This is a genomic window from Alteromonas sp. ABV4_150, assembly GCF_056311745.1.
In genome coordinates, this window is record NZ_CM149971.1 from 4,173,057 (window position 1) to 4,195,679 (window position 22,623).

Consider the following 22,623-nt stretch of genomic DNA (forward strand, 5'->3'; position numbering starts at 1 on the left):
AAACCACAACCTATCTCTAACCTTTTTCGGAAGTTGGTAATGAGCAAAAAGGAGCTCGTACCATGAGCCTTTACTCATTGTTGTTAACAATAGTGAGACAAAAACTTTTCTTAATCATGTAAAAAATGCATTTATTTGTGTAATCGTGACCTTAATCCTTAACAACTTTTCTTTGAAAATCCAACCTAAATTACATTTAAACCTCTATTTTTCAGTTACTTATAAATCAGGCATGAAGTTAGCATTAGTTATTGTGAAAGTAACGGAAGCAATACGAGGATTAAGTTATGTTAGGTTGGGCAATCACATTTTTTATCATCGCCATTATTGCAGCAGTTTTTGGTTTTGGAGGCATCGCAGGTGCAGCAACAGGTATCGCACAGTTTCTTTTCTTTGTGTTTATCGCGTTGTTGGTAATTTCACTTATCGCTAATGCGTTACGTGGAAAAGCACCAAGGGCCTAAGAATATTTAATAGGAAAAGGAGTAAGGATATGTTTTCATTTAAAAATTTATCAAAAGTACTAGTAGCATCAGCATTTGCGCTATCACTAGCAGCATGCGGTGACGGTGAAGCAGAGGACGCAGGCGAAGAGCTAGACGAGATGGTTACCGATGCTGGTAACGCCGTCGAAGACGCTTGCGAAGATGTGAAAGAAGGTGTAGAAGCCGAAGATAAAGATTGTTAATCACGTCTTTATGACAGAATGGCCAGACTATAGTCTGGCCCTTTTTTGTATAAATATTTTTAACTTATTCTTTTTAAGAGACTTCTTCACCACCTAGCTCTCGAGCAAGATCATCCAGTGTAGATAGCGTAGAATCAAATTCACCTACCCCATAACGATATTGCACGCTCACATGATGATCGGTACGCCCAAACTTCACTCTTAACCCTTCAGCATCAATATGCTTAACGGTATTCAAAAACCGATACGCAGACATTTCGGTTTCAAATTGAAACTCAACACTGTTTTCCATTCATTTTTCCGGTTACGCCACTATTTCAGGGTGAGCACTGATTACTGCCACGACACGTTGAAGCAGATCATTGTCCGCTTTATTTATAGAATCGTAAGATAACCAGTCAGCAAGAATGTCAGAAGCAGTCGCCGCCTCCCCTTGTTCCAACTTAGATGTCATCATTTGTAGCTGTACGCTAGAGCGTATTGAGGCATCAGCGTCTGGGCTAGGCATACCCGTTGCTACCTCTAATGCAACCGTCAACCACTGTCTATCGTGGTGACCCGCTGCACTGACAGTAGACTGACCAAGTAAACTTGACCAACGCTTACCTAACGTTTCTGCTAACGATTGTTCATCGCCACTGCTCTCGCCAACGCTCAGTTGAAGTAATTGAACAAGCGCTTGAGCTCGCGCTAGGCGAGCTTGCAACTGCGCATTATTCGCTAGTGTCTCTCGCTTGTTTTCAATCGTGTCTAATTTTCGTTCAACTTTGCTGCGCTGCCCTTTAGACAGTTCGCTTAGTTGAGCTTGAACAGCATTAACAGCTAATGCAAAATCAGCGTCATCACTGTTAATGTCGATAGCCTCAATTTGGTTTAACAAGGAATCTACTAACGCGTTCGATGCATTGGTCTGCAGCTTACGCTGCGCTTTTAAACGCTCAAAAACTGTATCGTTTGCAGCTTTAAACTCTGCCCACAACTTGCTCTCTTCGCGTTTACCAGCGTGACCAACTTGTTTCCATTGCTTTTGCAATTGCTGAGCCTTGTCGGCAGCGTCTGTTATATCCTCGTTAGTCGAAAGCTGCTGAGCCTCAGTAACCAGAGCACGCTTTTGTGCTTGATTCTCACTTTGCCATTGACTCACTTTAGCTTGTATAGGCGAAGAAACTGCCTTCCATTCTTGCTTTAACTGCTCGTATACATCGCGCTCAACCTGACCTGCGCCGTGCCACTTTTTAGATGCTCTATCAAACACCTTCACCAACTCAGCTTCGGGCATATTAATATCCATTGCCTTAACGGTATTGATGATTGATTCACGCTGTTCATGCGCGGCAGCACGTTGCTCATCTAGCTTAGCGTAATGCACTCTACAAGGCTCGAACGCCTTCTCAAGGGCAGCATCGAATTGGAGCTGCAATTGGTCCTCACTACTTTCGTCGTTATTTGACGATGACGGTGTTAGCGATAACCATTGCTTGCGCAGATATTTGATGGCGTCACTTCTTTGCTTAATGTTTTCAGGAGTCGCATCTGCCAACGCTTTGGCCTCCGCCACCAGAGCTGGCTTACGCGGTGCTGCAAGGTAATCCTGCCAGCCTTCTAATCGTGACACATCATCCGCAGTCTTCACAAAGCGCTTTTCCACGCTCTTTTTTGCAGAACTTGTCAATGCAGAGTAAATTTCCTGAAGCTTAGCAAACCTTGAAATTGCAACGCGAAACTTACCTTGAGAAATTAAGTTATCAATAACGCTTATGTGTTTACGTACATGTTTTACTTGCTCGTTCTCTTTGTTTCTTAGCGCTCGCTCTTTGGCATTAACACTGTTTTTGGCCGTGTTGAAGCGCTTAGACAAATCTTTAGGTACGGCGTCGATTTCACTGCTAAGTGCGTTATACGCTTGCTTTGCTTCGTCAAATTGAGCTTTAAGGCTCTGCAAACTCCGCTCTGCGGCCATTGAGTCGTTTGCTACGCTTTCATCACTAGGCGCAGAAGCAATTTTGCCGGCGATATCCTCAAGAAACTGAAGCTTAATTAACAACTTTTGACCGTATTGCTGCTGCATAGAGAAGCGATCAAGCTGTTCATTTAACGCATCAACCTCACGCTTAATTTCTGCGATACGCTTTTCAGCGGTAAGTTCACTACCTAAACGAGTAAGCTGTTCCAAAGTTGCTTCTACACCACGCACACTTTCATTAACGGTAGCCACGTCTGCAAGCGTCGCTTCACATAAGCGATTTTTGTATAACCAGGAAACTTGCTCTTTTGCATGAGTTAATTGCTGTTCGCATAATGCTTTTGTATTGGCACGTTGCGACGCTTGTTGCTTCTCTTCCCATGCTGGGCGGATACGGCTTAAATATCGATCGAGCTGCTCACCAATACGCGCACGCTTTTCTTCATAATCAGCGCGTTCATCTGAAGTGAGTAAGTCAATTTGATCAAACAGCCCTGTCAATTCGCTCCCAAGTTCGTTGCGCTTTTCATCAATGGTTTCTACATCTGATTTGTCGAGTAAAGCCTGATATTTTGAAAGTCCCAGAGTGAGCTGCTTTTTAAGCTCCACTGGGCGCTTTGCAGCCTCTTTGATAGCATCGATCCGCGCATTAATTTGCGTAAAAAGCGCATCATCTGACACTTTCTTAGCAAGCTTTTGCAAATCTGATACGTCGGAGTGTGCGTTGATTAGTTGAGTCTGTAGTTGGGGACTTGCGCCTTCTAAAAAAACAAACTGGGTGAAAGATGGCTTCGCTACTTTTTCGATTAGCGCGTTAGCTAGCGCATCATCTTGTAAGAGCATAGGCTCTTTCTTCAACATTTGCGGTACTAACTGCACGACTAAATCGGCGTTGGCTGTTTCAGTTAAAAAAGAGAATATCTCTTGGCGGGAAAGTGTGACATCACCCTCGCCCATCAAAGCGGCGTTTACCTTTTTCTCCGCCGCTTTTTTAACGCGAGACTGCTTGGCAATTTGTGACATTTTAAGCCACAGCACAAAGCTATTGAGCTTTTCAAGTGCTGCAAGACTGACATTGGCATCTTCGTCATTAAATGCCAGTTCGTGAAGAATTGTTTTTTCCTGTGCCTTTTCGGGAGAGAGACTCTCGATTGCCTGCATCCGTTTTTCAGGCTTTGGGCTTTGGTGTGAAGGCGCAAATATACGACTAAATATCATCCTGTTTAAACCGCGCTATTGTATTATTATCATCCTGCTCATCGCGTAACGAGCGTTTAAAGTCGGCTTTACTCTTATGTACAATCTCGCCGCTTTCACCTACTGTCATATGCTCAGAGGACTTTTCTATTTTTGCTTGATACAGCATAACAGCCTGCATGCTGCTTGCTTTTTGCTCTTCGTTTAAAGGCGTGCCATCTGGCCACTTACCGGTTTCAACAGCCTGACGCAGACGCTCGTAAATCTCCGGCGTCATGCTGGCTAAAAGTGCTTCTATATTCATTTAGGAAAAACGCTTTATGTAAACAATACGCGCGCGGTTTACTAAGTACCAAACAAAGCCAACCACTGCGCCCAAAATAGCTAAATTATGTTGCAAATCACCTGGGCGTGTTCCGCCCCAATACATGAAGCCAAAACTCGCAACAAATATGAGCATAGCAATAAGCGACTGGTTCTGGATACTCGCTAATTTTTTAAATCTTTGTAAGCTTTGTTTACGCTCTATATCTTCTGAGGTCGCGTCCCCGATTTTAAAATCGCAGTGAGGGCACGTCTTCGCTTTATCAGACGTTTTCTTATTACATGAAGGACAGTCAACTAATGCCATATGTTGCTCCTGTTTACTTAGTGCGAATTAGAAATGCTTGAGCGTACTTAAGTGCGCCAGCATTTTACGCGGACGGGTATCATACTGAAGTTCATCACAACAATGAAGTCGATTCTGTGGATTAGCTTCCTCGTTACAAAACAAAAATGCGCAGGGTGTTAACTTTTGTACAAAGTTCACCACTGCGCATTTTTACCTGCTACCTTTTCGCTTCGCTTATTCGCCTAAAGACTTAAGCAGAGGCAGTACCAAAGATAGTTTTAATGCTATTTTTTGTGTCGAGACCAGTAGTCGTTAACTGTTTCTTTCATTTCCTTACACAGCAGCATGATGCCAAACAAGTTGGGAAGCGTCATTACAACAATTGCCACGGCAGAAAGCGCCCAAACAAGTGTGGTATCAGAGAATGCTGCCCAAACAAAGCCTGCCACGTAGATAACGCGATACGGCATCACCGAGCGTGGACCAAGCAAGTAGGTCATAGCGCGATCGCCATAATAAGACCATGCGATAGCGGTCGAGAAAGCGAATAACATAAGGCCGATGGATACAATGTACTGCCCTGCGTCTCCAAAGAAACCGCGAGTAAAAGCAATAGTGGTTAGCGCTGCTGAGTGAACTAGCGACTTGCCGCTTACTTCAAGATTATCTTTGACCGGTTTTCCGTCGACAATCTTTAATGTTCCGGTAAATAAATCTTCACTACCTACGGCGTACTTTACATCTTCCGCTATAGAACGTGCATTAAGTAGGGTAAACCCGTCGCTTACGGCAGTGCCGTTAACAACGGTAATTGAACCGGTGTAAGGTTCAACACTGTTTCCTTCAATTTCGTTCAAATAGCCATAAAGCTTGTTTACGTCTGCTTGATTTGTATCGTCGTATTGGCCTGCTACGAAGTACATGTCTGAACGGTCGAATACGTTTTCGTGTTTTTCTTTCCAAACCCCTGACGACAGAATAACTAAACCAGTAACGGTACAAATTAGAATAGTGTCGATGAAAGGTTCAAGCAGTGAAACCATACCTTCTGACGCAGGCTCTTTTGTTTTTGCAGCTGCGTGAGCGATAGGTGCAGAGCCTTGACCCGCTTCGTTTGAAAACAGGCCACGGTTAACACCACGGTTGAAGGCGTAAGCTAGCGAAGCCCCTAAAAAGCCACCTGCGGCAGCTGAACCAGTGAATGCATCACCAATAACGGCGGCGAAGGAAGGCCCAATGTTCTCTAGGTTTGCAAAAATCACGGCAAGTGCACCAATAAGGTAGATCACGGCCATAACTGGAACAACCCGCGCTGTAAACGCAGCAATACGTTGAATACCGCCAAGAATTACAAGGGCCAGAAGAATACCTAATACGCTTCCTACCACCCAGGGCTCGAAGCCAAAGGTAGCTTCAATACTTTGTGCTATACCATTACTTTGTGGAAGGTTACCCGTACCAAATGAACTCACCACTGTGGCAATGGCAAAGGCTACTGCCAACCACTTCATGTTAAGGCGACGGTCCATATAGTACATGGGGCCACCGGCCATGGTGCCGTCTTCTGTCTTAACGCGGTATTTATGTGACAAAGTAACTTCTACAAATTTGGTTGTCATACCCAAAAAAGCGGTTACCCACATCCAAAATAGTGCTGCGGGGCCACCAAGGAAAATAGCGAAAGCAACACCTGATATGTTACCTGTACCTACGGTACCAGACAATGCAGTAGTTAGTGCACGAAAGTGCGTTGTGTCACCTGGATCGCTCTCTTTATCAAACTTACCAGTCACAACCTGCCAAGCGTGTTTAAAGAAACGAATTTGCGGAAACTTAAGATAAACCGTAAAGAAAAGACCTACGCCTAATAGAACATAGGGAAACCAGAACGCGCCCCCTAAGAATCCATCGAGCATAGTTAGAAAACCATATAACCCTTCCAACGTTATTCCCCTTTTTTATTATGTTTAATTGTTGTTTTATTTTGATAATTAAAAGGCCTCTTTTTGTCGAGGCCTTTTTTGCGGAAGCTTTTGCTTCCTTATTTTTATTTTATTGCTCTGATGCTTTTAGCTTTTTAACAACTGCGTTTACACCAATTAGCAAATCTTCGCCTAATTGACGGCTGCGCTGTACCGACCAACCGTAGATGTCATCTGGCACATCTGCGTTGTCTTTGAATGGCATCTCTACCGTATATGCCATGCATTTGAATTTCTCGCCCACCGCATTTGAAGCCACGGTTAAATTAGCTTTACCAGGCTCATCTTTATCGTAGCCAAACTCGTCTTGAAACTCTGGTGTCGCATTCAAAAGCGCATCTTTAAAGGTGTTTTCTAGCATCTTTATAGTGTCATTGTAGCTAGGGTTACCTTCGCTTCCTGCTACAAAGTTGTACGGCAATGCTTCATCACCGTGCAAATCAAGATACATATCTACACCACTGTCACTCATTGCGTTGATTACGTAAAGCACTTCTGGGCTTTTTTCCTGCGTAGGTGTCGCCCACTCGCGATTAAGATTGGTTCCTACAGCGTTGGTACGCAGGTGACCGCGCGCGCTTCCGTCTGGGTTCATATTTGGCACTATGTAGAACACAGCGTTATCAAGCAACTGTCGAGCCAAGCCATCTTGCTCGTCTAACAAACGATAGATAATACCTTCAGCACACCACTCGGCCATAGTTTCACCAGGGTGCTGACGTGCAGTGATCCAGACTTTTTTCTTTTCTGGCGTTTCTTCACCGATAACCAGCATAGACATATCGCGGCCATCTAGGGTAAGGCCTAAAAATTTATGCTCGCACAATAATGACATTTGCGCGTCGTGCACAAGATCAAGGTGGCGTTCGTAGCTATACGGAATGAAATACGCAAAGTAAACGCTGGGCTGTTCTAGCGTTAGTGAGAACGTAAGGTTATCCCCGTCAAATTCGCTAGGAATTCTAAACCAAGTTTGACGGTCATAAGATGCAAGAACGTTATAACCCTTCCAACCTTCTGGATACGCTGATTTTGCCAAGTTACCTATGGTCATAGTGTGAGTAACAAAGGTTTCGCCGACTAAACGAAAATGGAACCACTGTGCAAATTCAGATTGGTTGTCGTTGGGAATGGTTAGACGGATATCGTCTGGTGATTGTGCGCTAACAACTTCAATGTTACCGCTGTCGAATTGACTGGAAATATGCATAGACTGTCGTTTTCCTCATTATTTGAGCGCTAATTTAGCATAGACGTAAACACAAATTCCACGCACACAGCGGGTTTTGTTCTATCGAAAGTATACAAAATGTTTACACCATCAAAAAACCGACCACTTAGGTCGGTTTTTTATACAGTTTCTTGTAACGCGTGTTGCTTACAGCGGCAACGTAGGGAAACTTAGCCCTGCCATATCACGCACTACGCGCAATACCTGACAGCTATAACCAAACTCGTTGTCGTACCACACATATAGCGTCAGGCGGTTGTCTGCGGCGATAGTTGCCTGAGAGTCAACCACAGACGCAGCGCGAGAGCCGACTAAATCTGTAGATACAATCTCTTTACTAGCTGTGTAATCAATTTGATGTTGAAGCTTTGAGAATAACGCGGTGTCGCGCAAGAACTCATTAACTGCAATGCGATCCACCGACGTTTTAAGGTTTAGATTTAAAATCGCTAGCGACACATTAGGGGTAGGTACGCGGATAGCATTACCGGTAAGTTTACCTGCCAGTTTCGGGTACGCTTTGGAAACTGCTTTCGCAGCGCCCGTTTCAGTAATAACCATATTAAGTGGCGCACTACGTCCTCGACGATCACCTTTGTGGTAGTTATCGATAAGGTTTTGATCGTTGGTGTAAGAGTGAACGGTTTCAACGTGACCGTTTTCAATGCCATATTCTTCGTCTAGTGCTTTAAGTACCGGCGTTATCGCGTTAGTCGTGCAGCTTGCAGCAGATACAATTGTATCTTCTGGTGTGACTTCTTCGTCATTTACGCCGTGTACGATGTTCTTAATATCGCCTTTACCCGGGGCAGTAAGGATAGCTTTCGCTGCCCCCTTAGCTTTAAGGTGTAAGCCAAGGCCATCGCGGTCACGCCAAATACCCGTATTGTCTACGATAATAGCGTTATCGATACCATATTGAGTATAATCCACTTCATCTGGGCTGTTGGCATAAATGACTTGAATGTATGAACCGTTCGCTTTTAGTGCGTTACGTTCGTGGTCAACTGTGATGCTGCCGTTGAACGGCCCATGCACTGAATCGCGGCGCAGTAAGCTTGCGCGTTTTTCTAGGTCGCCATCGCGCCCGCCACGAACCACAATGGCACGTAAGCGAAGCTTATTGTTTTTACCTTGGCGTTCAATAAGCAAGCGAGCAAGTAAACGACCTATACGGCCAAAACCATATAGTACAACGTCCTGAGGTTTCTGATCGTCCTCTTTATCGGCAACGTCGTTTAGTTTTTCGTTAAGGTAGGCCGTAAGGTCGTTGTTGTCGACCGCAGAACCGTAGTGAAAATCAAAAGCCAATTTACCAATATCAATTTGTGCAGGAGCAAGCTTCATGGAGCTCAAAGCTTCTAAAATAGGGTAGCTTTCGCGTAGGCGTAGCTTGATACCTTCGTGCAGACGCACTTTGCGGTGCGCTTTAATAACATCAATAGCACTGGCGTTCAGTAGCGAGCGTCCATAAACTGAAATTTCAACTGCCTTATTGCGGTACAGTTTACCAATAAGGGGCAACATCATTTCTGCGTATTCCTGACGCTCTTGCCAGCTACTTTGTAATTCCTGCTCAAACTGTTGATTCATGCTTCTGCCTTCATCGATATTAATTTAACGGTGTTGTCATTGTTGAATGCGCGGCTTTTTTTAGTTGGCACAAACGCTCTCAACTATTCCTAATTACGCGTCAGCTTTTTATTATTTTTAGGGTACACTAGGTGAGTTTTCGCCTGACGGTGACGAGCAGTATCTTAAATAAACAAGCAAGGAAGACCAAATTGTTGATAAGTTTCAAAACCTCTATGAAAACTCGTACAACAACGAATTTATTTAGTAAGTTTCCAACAAAAGGCCGTGCAGCTACACTTTGGTTAGCAGCAGCGTTTAGCGTTGCGGGCTGTGGCGATCTTTTTGAACCTACTATCAGCGAAATATGCGAATCTCATAGCGAGATTTGCCTTGATTTGAGTTTAGATGCGCGCTGTCGCGCAGAGCGTGCTGAGATTATTCGGCTTCGTTACTACAACCAAGATTCGAAAGACGAGGCTTATAAATACCCACTTCTTTTAAACTTCGAGGAATACCTAGAGTGCGTCGAAGAAGCACAACATATCGAACACGTGAAACGAAAAGGCAAAGAGGCAACGAGACTCAAGGGCGTTATCACTGCTCAGCGTGAAATTAAACGCCTTAGCCGAGAAACAAAGAACTCGTTCGACCCTTATCTCTCTTATTATCATTGGACACGATATAACAACAAAGATGCATATCATCGCTTCGAGCGCTACGCAGCCAGCAATCAGGTGACCGATCCAAAATTATTAGTTGAACTCGCTTCTGTGCAAATAAAAACAGACCAAGAGCGAACCATCAAGACTCTCTACCGCGCGCTAAGTTTGTATACGGATAGCAGTGATATTGATGTCAGTATCTTCTACTCTCTCGCGTCGATGGGAATGGACAGAGAGAATTATCGCTTTGCTTATGTGTGGTATGGAGTCGCTGAAAACTATGACGAACGACTAAACGAAACTCAACGTATACAGCTCGGTCAGAAGTACGCTCTGCCTGTAGAGATATTGGACAATATTGTCGATGAAATCGTCAGTAATCTGGATGGTGCCACCTTCGATGCAGGTTCGTTAAAACTCGATAATCTTTGATTTTTTGAAATTCAATTACACAATTTCATTAGTAAATAATTAAAAAAACCGCCGTTTATGGGCGGTTTTTTTGATGTTGATTTTAAGGCGCTCAACGCTAGGTTAAAATTTAACCAGATGTTTACCTTATACCAGTCGCATAGGATTGGTGCGCCATCCAGCTTGGCTATTTAGCCTTTAACTTTTGTATCGTCTTCACCCTTAAATGTCATTGATAGTGAGTTTACGCAATAACGCTGACCGGTTGGCGCAGGACCATCTGGAAATACGTGGCCCAAGTGCGAGCCACACTGCTTACAAAAAATCTCAACTCTACGCATACCGTGACTCAAGTCTTCTCTATAATCTACATTCCCGTCATCAAGCTGCTTGTAGAATGAAGGCCATCCACAACCCGCATCAAATTTAGTATCTGAAGGGAAAAGTGGCGCTTCGCAGCACTTGCAGACGTACAAACCATCCCGCTGTTCGTCTAGCAACACACCGGTAAAAGGCCGTTCAGTGCCGGCTTCACGACAAACGTAATATTCCTCGTCGCTAAGCTCAGTTTTCCAGTCTTTTTCAGTCAGTGATGCGTTTGGGTTCTTACCTGTCGACATAAATTACCTCTTAAACAAAAAAGGTGTATTTGAGAACAAATACACCTTTTCATAGTTTACGCTCAAATATGAACGTTTGTACCACTATTTATTTAACCACTATCTCTTGATAGCAGTTTGTGGACGCGCCGGATCACTCCACTCAATGTGATACTTCTTGCCCGCTGGCTTATCTACACGCTGGTAGGTATGCGCGCCAAAGTAATCGCGCTGGCCTTGTAACAAGTTAGCTGGCAGCACTGCAGTGCGATATGAGTCGTAGTAGCTAAGCGCAGACATCATTGCTGGGCACGGAACCCCAGCAAGGGTTGCCTGAGCTATAGACTCCCGCCAATCAGATTGATACTGAGTAATTTGTTCAGCAAAGAACGGGTCCATAAGCAAGTTTGCTAAGTCTTCGTTGTTCTCGTAAGCCTTAGAAATCGACTGTAAGAATACCGCGCGAATAATACAGCCTGCACGCCAAATCTTTGCGATTTCACCAAATTCCAGTGTCCAGCCGTGTTCTTTGCCTGCCATTGCCATTAACTGGAAGCCCTGTGCGTACGCACAGATTTTCGAGCAGTAAAGCGCTTGCTCTAGTTTATTAATGATAGACATTTTCTCATCATCGCTGAATGATGGCGCATCAGGACCTGCAAGGACCTTGCTCGCAGCTACACGCTCGTCTTTCAAACTAGAGATACTGCGAGCGAATACTGCTGAAGTAATAGTCTGTGCAGGACTACCTACTTGTAATGCGCTTACTGCAGTCCAAAGGCCAGTACCTTTTTGACCTGCTCTGTCTAAGATGACATCAACCAAAGGCTGCTGGGTTTCTGGATCCATTTGCTCAAGGACTTCAGCACTGATTTCCATTAGGTAGCTATTCAGCTTGCCTTCGTTCCAGCGACGAAACACTTCTGCTATTTCAGCAGGCGCCATGTGTAGCGCTTCGCGCATAACATGGTAAGTTTCGCAGATAAGCTGCATGTCGGCGTATTCGATACCATTGTGCACCATTTTCACGTAGTGTCCTGCCCCAACGGGACCGATGTAGGTCGCACATGGTTCGCCTTCTAACACTGGTTGACCTGGCGTATGGCTTTCTAATGGTTTACCTGTTTCTGGGTCAACCTTTGCAGCAATAGCTTTAAGAACAGGCTCAATGCGTGTCCATGCATAAGGGTTACCGGATGGCATCAAAGATGGTCCGAAACGAGCCCCAACTTCACCACCTGATACTGCGGTAGAGAAGAAGATAAATTTACCTTTGTACTGCTCTTCACGTGCTACAGAGTCTGTCCACAAACTGTTGCCAGTATCAACCACGATATCGTCAGCGTGAATTCCGGCGTCAATAAGATGATTGCAAACGTGGTCAACAGGATCGCCAGCAGGCACAGAGATAATAATAAGATGCGGGGCTTTTAACTTGCTTAAAAGCTCGGTGTAAGAACTGCAGCCTTCAACACGAGGCTCAGTATTTTCAGCTCTTTCGCTTGCGTCTTTGGCAAGAATAGACTCAACTTTGTTTTGGTCTAAATCGAAACACGCTACACGATAGCCATGGTCCACTAGGTTCATGGTTAGGTTACTACCCATCACCCCTAAACCGATAAAACCAATATCACACGACTTGTCTTCGTGCGAATTACCACCTTTCTTTTGCATAGGAACACCCTCACATTTCAGATGGCTGCGCATGATACCACCTGAAAGAATAAAGAACAGTCTAAGCTAACAATTTAGTGCGCAGTGGTGTAATTGTCACCAGCGGTAAACATTAACGGGTTTTGTAAGCTAGTTTAGCCGAGATTTTGGCACGCATTCAGCACCTGCGTTACGCGCTTTCACCCATGCTGTATGAAATTCACACAAAGGTAAAGACTCTGTTTCTTATTCGGCTAACGTGCACTGGGTTTAGCGCCGTTTAGCGGTACTCTTAAATTCTATAAAGGCACTCTAAACCAAGTATAAGGTCGTATTGTAAGCCATTCTTCTATCCAGAGAACTGAGAAAAACTGAACAACGTTAGTGATTTGCTGGCCTGTAAAAACACCTTCTGAATACAAATTGAAGGCTGTTCTTCAAGAGAGCTGTAGCGCGTATCCAGGTGCATGGTCCACCCTCCCCTGGGTATGACAGAAGGTAGGTGGAAACGCACGTCGCTTTCACTTGCATTAACACACAAGAACCAATGCTCTGGCTTCTGGTCGCCCGTTACGCAACCTTTTATTTCTACACCAAACGCTTTGTTATGATGCGCATTCCAATCTTCAGACGCTTTGTCAGAACCATCGGGCTTATACCAATTTATTTCTTTAACGTTTCTCGATAGCGTAAAAGTGTCGTCATGAAGCTTTAATTCACTTAACAGCGATGATGATTGACGCAAGCGCAATACGTACTGGCAAAAGCTTAAAAAGTCTTGTTTACGTTTGTTAAGTTCCCAGTTCATCCAGCTAATGGGATTGTCTTGGCAGTAGGCATTATTATTGCCGTTTTGAGTACGACTTAATTCATCACCTCCGAGAATATGGGGTGTCCCTTGCGAAAAAATAAGGGTTGCGAAGAGATTGCGTTTTTGACGCTCACGCATAGCGAGAATTTGCTCGTCATTCGTTTCCCCCTCAACACCATAATTGGCAGACAGGTTGTGTCCATGGCCATCTCGGTTTTCTTCTAAATTATCAAGATTGTGGCGCTCTGCGTAGGTGACCATATCATGCAGCGTGAAACCATCGTGATAAGTCACATTATTAACTGACGTGCTAATATGTCGCCGACCTTTGTGGAAAATATCTCGTGAGCCCATTAAGCGGGTAGCGAAGTCCGCAGTAACGCCATCGTCTCCACGCCAGAAGGCACGCACCGTGTCGCGGTATTTATCATTCACTTCCAACCACGGAGACGGAAAGTTGCCGACTTGATAACCGTTTGGACCAATATCCCAAGGTTCAGCGAGAAGCACCTTATCTTTTAAAACAGGATCGCTACTGATGGCTCTCAATAGCCCAGATTTTTTACTATATTCTTGTGGCTCTCTTCCCAAGCATACTGCTAAATCAAAACGAAAGCCGTCAACGCCAATTACAGATACCCAATGACGCATAGCATCTAAAATAAGCCCCATCATAAATGGCTGCGCGGTATTTACCGTATTACCACAGCCAGAGTGGTTGGAATAAACTAACTCTCCGTTTTTAGCTTGTTCTAACAAATAAGCTTGGTAAGGGCAAAACCCCTTATAAGAAAGAATAGGGCCGCCATTGCCTGCCTCTGCTGTATGGTTAAAAACCACATCAACAATAACCTCAAGTCCGGCAGTATGATAAGCATCGACCATAGACTTCAATTCAGCAAGCGCGTCTGACACACCGTAGCGTGGTTCAGGTGCAAAGAAATTAACCGGGTTATATCCCCAATAATTGGTTAAGCCTTTCTCTGTAATAAATGGTTCAGGCATGAATGAGCACAACGGCATAAACTGCACCGTGGTTATGCCTAATGCTTTGAGATGCTTGATGACACTCGGATGGGCAGCACCGATAAATTTGCCACGGTGTTCTTTAGGTACATCGGGATGGAGTTTTGTGAGCCCTTTAATATGTGCTTCGTAAACTACTCGCTTGTGTTTCGGTATAACAGGCGCGCTAACATGACTGGGCGCATAGTCATTTTGATCAATTACTATGCACTTGGGGATCATAAACTGAGAGTCGTGTTTGTATTGCCTAGCGTCCCATTTTATTGCGCGACTAATTTTCTTGGCATAAGGGTCGATTAGCAGTTTGTCGGTGGGTACTGCATGTAACCCTCCCTCACCGCGTTCTACGCGATAACCATAGTATTGTCCTGCGCTAACGCCGCTGTAACGACCGTGCCAAACATCGCCAGTTTTCTCGGGCAAAGGATGCTCACTCACCGCCTCTTCTGTGTCACTATTGAAAAAACACAACACGACCGCCTTCGCATCGGGCGCGTATACGGCAAAATTACAACCATCTTGTGTAACTGTTGCGCCAAGTGGATATGCCTTCCCCATCCCACTTTCTACAATTAGTGCGGTGTCTCGAATTTCGTTCACTTCGTTCTCAATTTATCTCTTCACTAGGGCGTGCCGCCCTAGTCGGATTAATCCACATTGGTAACATAAAATACCGTGGCTAGCGGCGGTAACGTGATTTCTGCAGAGTGACTACGCTCGTTCCAAGGTATGGTTTGCGTATTTACAGTAGAAGCAACGTCGTAGTCACTACCCCAATATGCACCATCATCAGTGTTTAGTGCCAGCGTTAGCGTGCATGCATCATCTACGCCTATTCTAAAGTTCTGACGTGGCACAGGCGTAAAATTAGATACCACATATACTTTTTGCTTCGCATCTTTTGACATACGAACAAATGAAACCACGCTTTGGTCTGCATTATTGTGGTCGAGCCAAGCAAAGCCCCCTGGTTCGTGGTCTTGCTCGTAAAGCGCTGGCGTAGACGTATAGAGGTGGTTGAGCGCCTTATAAAGCGCTTGAATGCCTTTGTGTTTTTCGTAATCGAGCAAGTGCCAGTCTAAACTACTGTCATGGTTCCATTCTCGTGCCTGCGCAAGCTCGTTCCCCATAAAGTTAAGCTTCTTGCCGGGGTGACCGTACATAAAGCCCGCGTAACAACGCAGATTAGCGGCTTGCTGCCATTCATCGCCAGGCATTTTGTGCAGCATACTGCCTTTGCCGTGTACCACTTCATCGTGCGAGATAGGCAGCACAAAGTTTTCGTCAAACGCGTAAACCATGCTAAAGGTAATATCACCATGATGATAGTTGCGATAGGCGGGGTCTTTAGCGATGTAATGCAATGAGTCGTGCATCCACCCCATGTTCCACTTAAAGCCAAAGCCCAAACCACCATCAAATACTGGACGAGAAACCTTGGGAAACGACGTTGATTCTTCGGCAATGGTCATGGCGTCAGGGAAGTGCTTGTACACTTCTTCATTCATCCATTTCAGTAAGCTGATGGCTTCGTAGTTTTCGTTGCCACCATCCACATTCGGGATCCACTCTCCGTCATTGCGTGAATAGTCGAGATAAAGCATGGATGCCACTGCATCAACCCTGAGTCCATCAACGTGAAATTTGTCTAGCCAAAACAGTGCGTTTGCAACTAAAAATTGACGAACTGTGTCTTTGCCGAAATCGTAAATGCAAGAATTCCAATCCGGATGCCAACCTTTTCTCGGATCTTCATATTCATAAACACAAGAACCATCAAATCTAGCTAAACCGTGGCCGTCTTCAGGAAAGTGCGCTGGTACCCAGTCGATAATTACGCCAATACCTGCTTGGTGAGCCTTATCAACAAAGTATTTAAATTCATCTGGGTTTCCGAATCTGCTGGTTGGTGCGAACATTCCCACGGGCTGATAGCCCCACGAACCGTCGAAGGGGAACTCGGAAATAGGCAACAATTCAACGTGAGTGTAACCCATATCGCTCACGTAGCTTATTAAGTCATCGGCCAGCGCTTTATAAGTAAGATAGCGCGCATCAGTTTCAATACCCGGGCGCTTCCAAGAACCAAGGTGCACTTCATAAATGCTCATTGGGCTGTTGTATTTGTTCCCCTTTCGCTTTTCCATCCATGCACTATCATTCCACTCGTAGGTGTTGTGGTTGTAGATTTTCGAAGCATGAGAAGGATACTGCTCAGCACTGAAGCCAAGTGGGTCAGCCTTATGCGGTAGGTCGTGGCCGTGTGCATCTTTAATGTGAAACTTGTAGCGCTCTCCCTCTGAGAGTTCTGGCACAAACAGTACCCAGTATCCCATAGAGGTCTTCTCCATAGGATGCGTACGCCCATCCCACTGATTGAAATCGCCAATGAGCGATACCGTACTTGCATTCGGCGCGAAAACGCAGAACCTAACACCTTTTATCGCATCGCCTTGTGACGAAGTGAGTGTTAAAAGTTGCGCGCCCGCTTGTTCGTACAAGTTTGAAGGTTTGCTATCAATGTAGTGCACCGCATGATACGCCTGCTCGGAGAATTGATAAGGATCGATATAGCCCTCATCGTCATTCAAGTCTCCGGCGATAACGCGGTAAACCTCACCCTGATATTCGTTAGGCAGTGGCATTTCAAAAAGACCATTTTTGGAAGTAACGGTTAAATTTTTTAGCGCTGCATTCTCCCATTTAATCGTTATCTCGCTGACATTAGGACGCCAAACGCGAAGTACCGACTTCTGCTGGTTTTTAACTACACCTAAATGGGAAAACGGCTGAGAACATAATACCTGTTCAAACTGCTGCGCTAATTGCATTCGCTACTCCTAGTAAAAACCCGCATAGCAGCGGGTTGAATTGTGAGCTTAAATGCGTTGTTCACATTTAAGCTCCATCAAGTACCGTCGTGGTACTTTATCTTACTCGTTTAAGTTGCCTAGGCAACTGTCTGGTATCAATTTCTTGATAACGCTATTCACCTTGGCTTGCTTTCTGGCGTGAGTAAGTTTAGACGCTAACTCATTTATATCATGTCTATCGAACATCGACTCGATATTCTCGGTTAGCTTTCTTCGCCAGTTCGGGTATTCGTCAAATGTGCCCGGAATATTGACCGGCTTATCCATTTCTAGCCAATCTTCCAATTGCAGGCTTAACAGAGCACTCGAACCACCTGCCATATGCACCTGCATACCATTATTTAAATCGCGATTCATTCCCGTGTGATTCACATCGCGACCTACATTGTCGCCAATTGAACCGTGTCCGTGCAAAGTATCAAGAATCGCTTGTTTATTTTCATGACGATCCGCATAAAGCGTTTGAAGAATTTCTTCTGTTGGATATAACCCTATTTCTTTGCCTAGCTCTAAATCTAAACAGTGCCAGTAACCAATCAGCGTTGGCATATCGTGAGTAGTCAAGGTCGACATCGATTGAACAGGGTAATGGCTAGGTGAGAAGAAACCGCCGTCTTCGGCTTGTTCGAAGAAAAATACGCGGTATGAGTACACGCCGTTGTCAGCAAGCTTACTGCGGATTTCTTCTGGCACGGTTCCTAAGTCTTCACCAATAACAAGGCTTTGGTTACGGTGGCTTTCCAGCGCTAAGATACCAAGCAAATCATCGACTGGATAGTAAACATAACCACCTTCTTTTGCGTGGTCGCCTTTCACAACCCACCATAAACGCAGCAACGCCATGACGTGGTCGATACGCAGAGAACCAGAAGAGGCCATGTTCGAAGCAAACAAATCAATAATTGGCTGATAGGCCTGTTCGTAAAGCTTGCGTGGGTCCATAGGTGGTAGGCCCCAATTTTGGCCAAGTGGGCCCAAAATATCTGGTGGAGCACCTACACTTGCGCCTGTGCAGTATAGATCTTTGTTACCCCAAATTTCCGCACTGCCTTCGCTCACGCCTACCGCCAAGTCGCGATAAAGACCAATGGTCATGCCTGCATCAGTAGCTTTGGTGCTTGCAAGCTCAAGCTGTTGGGCGGCAATCCACTGTAAAAACAAGTAAAATTTAACATCTTGTTCGTTTGCACTCTTAAACTTGGCAACGGCTGGGTTATGATAGTCTTTGTATTCTTGTGGGAATACCGGCCATCCCCAGCTCTCTTTGCCTTCAACTTTTAGGTGCGATTGCAAGGCGTCGTACACCGCTAGCATATCTAAGCTTTCACCGCCCGCTTCTATAAAAGCTTTAAACGCTTTGTTTTGCTTGGTGTTTTTACGAAGATATTGAGCATCATAAACATCAAATACCGCTTTAAGCGCGGCCAATTTCACATGGGCTACAGCTTCGTAGTCTACATGCTCAACGTTACGAGCATGTTCAAGCGTAGCTTTAAACTCATCACTGCTGACTACCGCTTGCACTGATGCATCGTCGTAGCCGTCAATAGCAGTTACATCGATATATAAATAGTTTAACCAGCGACGAGAGCTTGGCCCGTAAGGCGAGCACGCGTTAGGATTTGCAGGGTAAAGCGCATGAATAGGATTAAGTCCGATAAAGTCTGCACCAACGCCCGCGGCTTTCTCAATAAGCAGTGCTAAATCAGAAAAATCACCAATACCCCAGTTCTTTTCACTGCGAACACAGTAAAGCTGAACGCTTAAGCCCCATATTTTTTTGCCTTCTTTAATTTCGTTTGGCGTGTAACACGCTTCTGGTGCCACAATTAAACGTGAATGTGCAAACTCATCGCCATCAGCACTCAAGGCTACATCGTGGTACCCAAGGGGCAAATCCAAAGGCAGCGTCACAACGTATTCATGAAACTCGACATCATCGATATGCGCCATCGTTGTCATTTCTTGGTCGACTGGCGTAAATAGATGGGTGAGTACGTCACCATTTTCACATGTTACGGTAAGCGTGTTGTCATCATTAACCAACTCGATAGGTAAACGAACAGCTAGATTAATTTCTTGGGTGTTTCGTACAACCTGAACAGGATTTAAAGGCGACAACCATACCGATTTAATGTCTTGCGTTATTTGTGACTGAATTTTTTCATCACTGCTGGTGTCATAGCCAAGCGTGTTTAGCAGTTTCGCTTTGCTTGATTCTGCGATGGTTGCTGGTTTTCCCCATGCGTCGACGTATTGGGTTTCAATTCCCCGCATTTCAACCAGTTGTTGCAGAAGTTGTTGTGTCATGGTGTGTCATTCCTGTTATTCGGTAAAAGACGCATAGGCCAAAGGTGCAAAGTGCGTCTGCAAACAAATTTTTAACATTATTCTAGAAACAAGGGCTTCGCGATATGTGAATACGATTGCAATAGTACTTATTCGTAATTTTGCAACACTTTAGCTTTTTATTTTGCTAATTATGGCATTTTGATCCATACTTTACGTAATTTATTTTCATTTTATTTGAACAATCGGGGTACGTTATGACAATTCGCATCGGTATCAATGGTTTTGGCCGTATTGGTCGCCTAGTAATGCGTGCAGCTGCAGAACGCAACGACATTGAAGTTGTGGCTATTAACGACTTGCTAGACACAGATTACATTGCTTATCTTTTGAAATACGACTCTACACACGGTCTATTCGACGGTGAAGTTACAGTAGATAACAATAGTCTAGTTGTAAATGGCAAAACTATCCGCATTACTTCTGAAAGAGATCCAGCAGCGCTTAAGTGGGATGAAGTAGATGTTGACGTTGTTGTTGAATCGACAGGTCTATTCCTAACTAAAGAAACTGCGGCGAAGCACATTGAAGCAGGTGCGAAGAAAGTTGTCATGTCTGCACCGTCTAAAGACGACACGCCAATGTTCGTAATGGGTGTTAACCAAGAAAGCTACGCTGGGGAAACTATCGTTTCAAACGCGTCTTGTACTACTAACTGTCTTGCTCCACTTGCCAAAGTGCTTAACGATAAATTTGGTATCGTTGACGGCCTAATGACGACCGTTCACGCAACTACTGCGACACAAAAAACGGTAGATGGTCCTTCAATGAAAGATTGGCGTGGCGGCCGCGGCGCGGGTCAAAACATCATCCCATCGTCAACAGGTGCCGCAAAAGCAGTAGGTAAAGTAATCCCTGAGCTTAACGGCAAGTTGACTGGTATGGCTTTCCGTGTACCTACACCTAACGTTTCAGTTGTTGATCTTACGGTAAACCTAGCAAAGGCTGCTAGCTACGATGAAATTTGCGCAGCAATGAAAGAAGCCTCAGAAGGCGAGCTTAAAGGTATCATGGGTTACACTGAAGATGCGGTTGTATCAAATGATTTCTTAGGCGACGCTCGCACTTCTGTATTCGACGCGACTGCAGGTATCGCGCTTACAGACACATTCGTTAAGCTAGTATCTTGGTACGACAACGAATGGGGCTACTCAAACAAAGTTCTAGACCTTGTGGCTCACATTTCTAAGTAATAAACAAAATATAGAACAAATAGTTAAACTATTTGTTTCAAAGTTGAGTTAATCTAAAGGTGCAAACATTATGTTTGCACCTTTTTTGTTGTCTCATATATAAAGACGGTTTCCAGCGATACTTATTTTCCCGTCATCTATTAGTAAGTTTAGTATTCAGTCCAAGGAGGACTTATGTCACCTGTGAATTCAGTTACCGTTAGCGAGACTAATGGCCTCACCTTTTTAGATGTGGATAACGCTTTCGCCAAAGCGCGTATAAGTTTATTTGGCGGCCATATTTTGTCTTTTGTTCCTAAAAGCGATAACAAAGAGCGGCTATGGGTAAGCCCACATGCTTATCTAAATGGAGAGCGTCCAATTCGCGGTGGAATACCTGTTTGTTGGCCATGGTTTAGTGATGACCATGGTCGCGAAAAAGGTGCCCTTCCCTCTCACGGCTTTTTAAGAACCCAGGTGTGGAAGCTGGTTAACTCAGAAGAAACAGCAAACTGCACCACTATAACCCTTTCACCAAGCTTTACTCGGGCTGAGGGGTTTGAAAATGACTGCACTGTCGCCATGGTTATCGCTATTGGTGAAACTATGGACGTATCTTTGGTCACTGAAAACACAGGGGTGGTAGCATTCGACTTTAACTGTGCTTTGCACACTTATTTTCATGTTGATGATATTCAGCAAGCAGTTATAAAAGGAATTAAGGGCGAATATAAAGACAAGCTTGACGATTGGGCGATAAAGCCTACGCCAACGCCTTACACCATTACCGGAGAAACCGACCGAATCCATCTTGCGCCCATTAAAAACGTTGATATTGAAGTAGGCGGCAATTCATTTACCGAAGTTGTCTCACAGGGCAATGATTCACTTGTTGTGTGGAACCCGTGGCAAGGTGCTGCGTCCATTTCAGATATGGACCCATTTGGCTATAAGCATATGCTATGCGTGGAGACGTCGTTAACACAAGGCAGAACATTAGCACCTGGTGAAAGTCACACTCTTAGACAGACTATTGCTCCCAAGTAAACGTGTGGCTATATCGATGGTCTTTCGCTAAGAGTCGTGCTTGCTAGCAATATCAAATTGCGAAAGTGCCTTATAAAAAAACCTGCCAATCGGCAGGTTTTTTAAACGTAGAGTTTAGCGACTTTTACTGCTTAGCGCCTGCAACGGCTTCTTTAGCCAGTTGGGTAATACGCGCCCAATCACCTGACTCAATCGCATCATCTGGCGCTAACCACGAACCGCCTACGCACTTAACGTTCTTAAGCGATAAGTAGTCGTTGTAATTATTTGGACCAATACCGCCTGTTGGGCAGAAGGTTACATCAGGGAAAGGACCGCTGATAGACTTGATAGCTTTAACGCCACCTGACGCTTCTGCTGGGAAGAATTTCATGTGGGTGTAACCAGCATCTTTACCCTTCATAAGATCTGACGTTGAAGAAATACCTGGGATAAGTGGAATATCAGCATCCATACCCGCTTTAAGCAAGTCAGCCGTCATGCCTGGGCTGATAGCAAACTTAGCGCCCGCTTCTACAACTGCTTTTAGTTGTTGTGCGTTGGTTACCGTTCCCGCACCAATTAACGAGTCTGGTACTTCGTCAGCAATTCGCTTAATTACGTCAATTGCTGCAGGTGTACGTAAAGTTACTTCTAAAACTTTAATTCCACCTTCCATTAGCGCTTTTGCCAGAGGAACGGCTTTTTCTACATCATTGATAACCAACACAGGTACAACTGGACCGGCCGCAAAAATTTCCTCTGGAGAGGTTTTCCATTTCGATGTCATAA

General features: G+C 44.7%; 18 protein-coding genes. 5 read left to right on the forward strand and 13 right to left on the reverse strand.

The genetic code is table 11. The features are described 5' to 3' along the window. Positions 1 to 287: 287 nt before the first annotated feature. Together ACYX4M_RS18140 and ACYX4M_RS18145 are read left to right on the forward strand one after the other, a co-directional pair. Positions 288 to 464, forward strand: a complete 177-nt coding sequence (locus ACYX4M_RS18140) for a DUF1328 domain-containing protein (protein ID WP_025255564.1) — start codon at positions 288 to 290, stop codon at positions 462 to 464. A 29-nt stretch (positions 465 to 493) separates the two neighbouring features. Then, positions 494 to 688 carry a hypothetical protein gene (locus ACYX4M_RS18145; protein ID WP_012518775.1) on the forward strand — a complete coding sequence of 65 codons (195 nt, stop codon included), beginning with the start codon at positions 494 to 496 and terminating at the stop codon, positions 686 to 688. A gap of 73 nt (positions 689 to 761) precedes the next feature. Here the strand turns inward: ACYX4M_RS18145 and ACYX4M_RS18150 are convergent, their stop codons facing one another. The 7 genes from ACYX4M_RS18150 to ACYX4M_RS18180 form a co-directional block, all read right to left on the reverse strand. After that, positions 762 to 980, reverse strand: a complete 219-nt coding sequence (locus tag ACYX4M_RS18150; RefSeq protein ID WP_334060561.1) for a hypothetical protein — start codon at positions 978 to 980, stop codon at positions 762 to 764. Positions 981 to 992: 12 nt separating this feature from the next. Beyond that, the gene (locus tag ACYX4M_RS18155) at positions 993 to 3,869 is read right to left on the reverse strand and encodes a DUF349 domain-containing protein (RefSeq protein ID WP_476081182.1); all 2,877 of its coding nucleotides are present in this window, start codon (positions 3,867 to 3,869) and stop codon (positions 993 to 995) included. Continuing rightward, positions 3,859 to 4,152 (reverse strand): YeaC family protein, encoded by a 294-nt coding sequence (locus ACYX4M_RS18160; RefSeq protein ID WP_014949836.1) that lies wholly within the window; start codon positions 4,150 to 4,152, stop codon positions 3,859 to 3,861. The genes ACYX4M_RS18155 and ACYX4M_RS18160 overlap by 11 nt, the downstream gene beginning before the upstream one ends. Continuing rightward, positions 4,153 to 4,479 (reverse strand): zinc ribbon domain-containing protein, encoded by a 327-nt coding sequence (locus ACYX4M_RS18165; RefSeq protein ID WP_118494035.1) that lies wholly within the window; start codon positions 4,477 to 4,479, stop codon positions 4,153 to 4,155. Between the two features lie 266 nt (positions 4,480 to 4,745). Then, entirely contained in the window at positions 4,746 to 6,404 is a 1,659-nt protein-coding gene (locus tag ACYX4M_RS18170; protein WP_334060558.1) for an alanine/glycine:cation symporter family protein, read from the reverse strand. A gap of 109 nt (positions 6,405 to 6,513) precedes the next feature. Next, a complete protein-coding gene (locus ACYX4M_RS18175) occupies positions 6,514 to 7,653 on the reverse strand; it encodes a M14 family metallopeptidase (protein WP_476081183.1) in 1,140 nt (379 codons plus the stop codon). A gap of 168 nt (positions 7,654 to 7,821) precedes the next feature. After that, positions 7,822 to 9,267 (reverse strand): glyceraldehyde-3-phosphate dehydrogenase, encoded by a 1,446-nt coding sequence (locus tag ACYX4M_RS18180; protein WP_476081184.1) that lies wholly within the window; start codon positions 9,265 to 9,267, stop codon positions 7,822 to 7,824. Positions 9,268 to 9,458: 191 nt separating this feature from the next. Here ACYX4M_RS18180 and ACYX4M_RS18185 point away from each other — a divergent pair, with 191 nt between their 5' ends. Next, positions 9,459 to 10,343: a DUF2989 domain-containing protein gene (locus ACYX4M_RS18185; protein ID WP_476081185.1), complete on the forward strand. Its 885-nt coding sequence runs from the start codon at positions 9,459 to 9,461 to the stop codon at positions 10,341 to 10,343. A 170-nt stretch (positions 10,344 to 10,513) separates the two neighbouring features. Here the strand turns inward: ACYX4M_RS18185 and msrB are convergent, their stop codons facing one another. From msrB to malQ, 5 genes are all read right to left on the reverse strand, one after another. Beyond that, positions 10,514 to 10,942: a peptide-methionine (R)-S-oxide reductase MsrB gene (gene msrB / locus ACYX4M_RS18190; RefSeq protein WP_476081186.1), complete on the reverse strand. Its 429-nt coding sequence runs from the start codon at positions 10,940 to 10,942 to the stop codon at positions 10,514 to 10,516. 99 nt (positions 10,943 to 11,041) lie between these two features. Continuing rightward, positions 11,042 to 12,595 carry an NADP-dependent phosphogluconate dehydrogenase gene (gene gndA, locus ACYX4M_RS18195; RefSeq protein WP_476081187.1) on the reverse strand — a complete coding sequence of 518 codons (1,554 nt, stop codon included), beginning with the start codon at positions 12,593 to 12,595 and terminating at the stop codon, positions 11,042 to 11,044. A gap of 328 nt (positions 12,596 to 12,923) precedes the next feature. Further along, positions 12,924 to 15,011 carry a glycogen debranching protein GlgX gene (gene glgX / locus ACYX4M_RS18200; RefSeq protein ID WP_476081188.1) on the reverse strand — a complete coding sequence of 696 codons (2,088 nt, stop codon included), beginning with the start codon at positions 15,009 to 15,011 and terminating at the stop codon, positions 12,924 to 12,926. Positions 15,012 to 15,058: 47 nt separating this feature from the next. Continuing rightward, the gene (glgB, locus tag ACYX4M_RS18205; RefSeq protein WP_476081189.1) at positions 15,059 to 17,242 is read right to left on the reverse strand and encodes a 1,4-alpha-glucan branching protein GlgB; all 2,184 of its coding nucleotides are present in this window, start codon (positions 17,240 to 17,242) and stop codon (positions 15,059 to 15,061) included. A 102-nt stretch (positions 17,243 to 17,344) separates the two neighbouring features. Then, entirely contained in the window at positions 17,345 to 19,594 is a 2,250-nt protein-coding gene (gene malQ / locus ACYX4M_RS18210; protein ID WP_476081190.1) for a 4-alpha-glucanotransferase, read from the reverse strand. Between the two features lie 236 nt (positions 19,595 to 19,830). On the opposite strand from malQ, the gene gap reads away from it, so the two are divergent. Beyond that, positions 19,831 to 20,826 carry a type I glyceraldehyde-3-phosphate dehydrogenase gene (gap, locus tag ACYX4M_RS18215; RefSeq protein ID WP_474826237.1) on the forward strand — a complete coding sequence of 332 codons (996 nt, stop codon included), beginning with the start codon at positions 19,831 to 19,833 and terminating at the stop codon, positions 20,824 to 20,826. 174 nt (positions 20,827 to 21,000) lie between these two features. Next, complete coding sequence (locus ACYX4M_RS18220) at positions 21,001 to 21,852, forward strand: D-hexose-6-phosphate mutarotase (protein WP_476081191.1); 852 nt, start codon at positions 21,001 to 21,003, stop codon at positions 21,850 to 21,852. A 124-nt stretch (positions 21,853 to 21,976) separates the two neighbouring features. Here the strand turns inward: ACYX4M_RS18220 and ACYX4M_RS18225 are convergent, their stop codons facing one another. Next, positions 21,977 to 22,621, reverse strand: a complete 645-nt coding sequence (locus ACYX4M_RS18225) for a bifunctional 4-hydroxy-2-oxoglutarate aldolase/2-dehydro-3-deoxy-phosphogluconate aldolase (protein WP_476081192.1) — start codon at positions 22,619 to 22,621, stop codon at positions 21,977 to 21,979. Positions 22,622 to 22,623 lie beyond the last annotated feature (2 nt).

Excerpts from the sequence above, each read along its gene's own strand:
- ACYX4M_RS18140 (WP_025255564.1), top strand. The coding sequence starts at position 288 with ATGTTAGGTTGGGCAATCACATTTTTTATCATCGCCATTATTGCAGCA.
- ACYX4M_RS18145 (WP_012518775.1), top strand. The coding sequence starts at position 494 with ATGTTTTCATTTAAAAATTTATCAAAAGTACTAGTAGCATCAGCATTT.
- ACYX4M_RS18150 (WP_334060561.1), bottom strand. The coding sequence starts at position 980 with ATGGAAAACAGTGTTGAGTTTCAATTTGAAACCGAAATGTCTGCGTAT.
- ACYX4M_RS18155 (WP_476081182.1), bottom strand. The coding sequence starts at position 3,869 with ATGATATTTAGTCGTATATTTGCGCCTTCACACCAAAGCCCAAAGCCT.
- ACYX4M_RS18160 (WP_014949836.1), bottom strand. The coding sequence starts at position 4,152 with ATGAATATAGAAGCACTTTTAGCCAGCATGACGCCGGAGATTTACGAG.
- ACYX4M_RS18165 (WP_118494035.1), bottom strand. The coding sequence starts at position 4,479 with ATGGCATTAGTTGACTGTCCTTCATGTAATAAGAAAACGTCTGATAAA.
- ACYX4M_RS18175 (WP_476081183.1), bottom strand. The coding sequence starts at position 7,653 with ATGCATATTTCCAGTCAATTCGACAGCGGTAACATTGAAGTTGTTAGC.
- ACYX4M_RS18180 (WP_476081184.1), bottom strand. The coding sequence starts at position 9,267 with ATGAATCAACAGTTTGAGCAGGAATTACAAAGTAGCTGGCAAGAGCGT.
- msrB (WP_476081186.1), bottom strand. The coding sequence starts at position 10,942 with ATGTCGACAGGTAAGAACCCAAACGCATCACTGACTGAAAAAGACTGG.
- gndA (WP_476081187.1), bottom strand. The coding sequence starts at position 12,595 with ATGCAAAAGAAAGGTGGTAATTCGCACGAAGACAAGTCGTGTGATATT.
- glgB (WP_476081189.1), bottom strand. The coding sequence starts at position 17,242 with ATGCAATTAGCGCAGCAGTTTGAACAGGTATTATGTTCTCAGCCGTTT.
- malQ (WP_476081190.1), bottom strand. The coding sequence starts at position 19,594 with ATGACACAACAACTTCTGCAACAACTGGTTGAAATGCGGGGAATTGAA.
- gap (WP_474826237.1), top strand. The coding sequence starts at position 19,831 with ATGACAATTCGCATCGGTATCAATGGTTTTGGCCGTATTGGTCGCCTA.
- ACYX4M_RS18220 (WP_476081191.1), top strand. The coding sequence starts at position 21,001 with ATGTCACCTGTGAATTCAGTTACCGTTAGCGAGACTAATGGCCTCACC.
- ACYX4M_RS18225 (WP_476081192.1), bottom strand. The coding sequence starts at position 22,621 with ATGACATCGAAATGGAAAACCTCTCCAGAGGAAATTTTTGCGGCCGGT.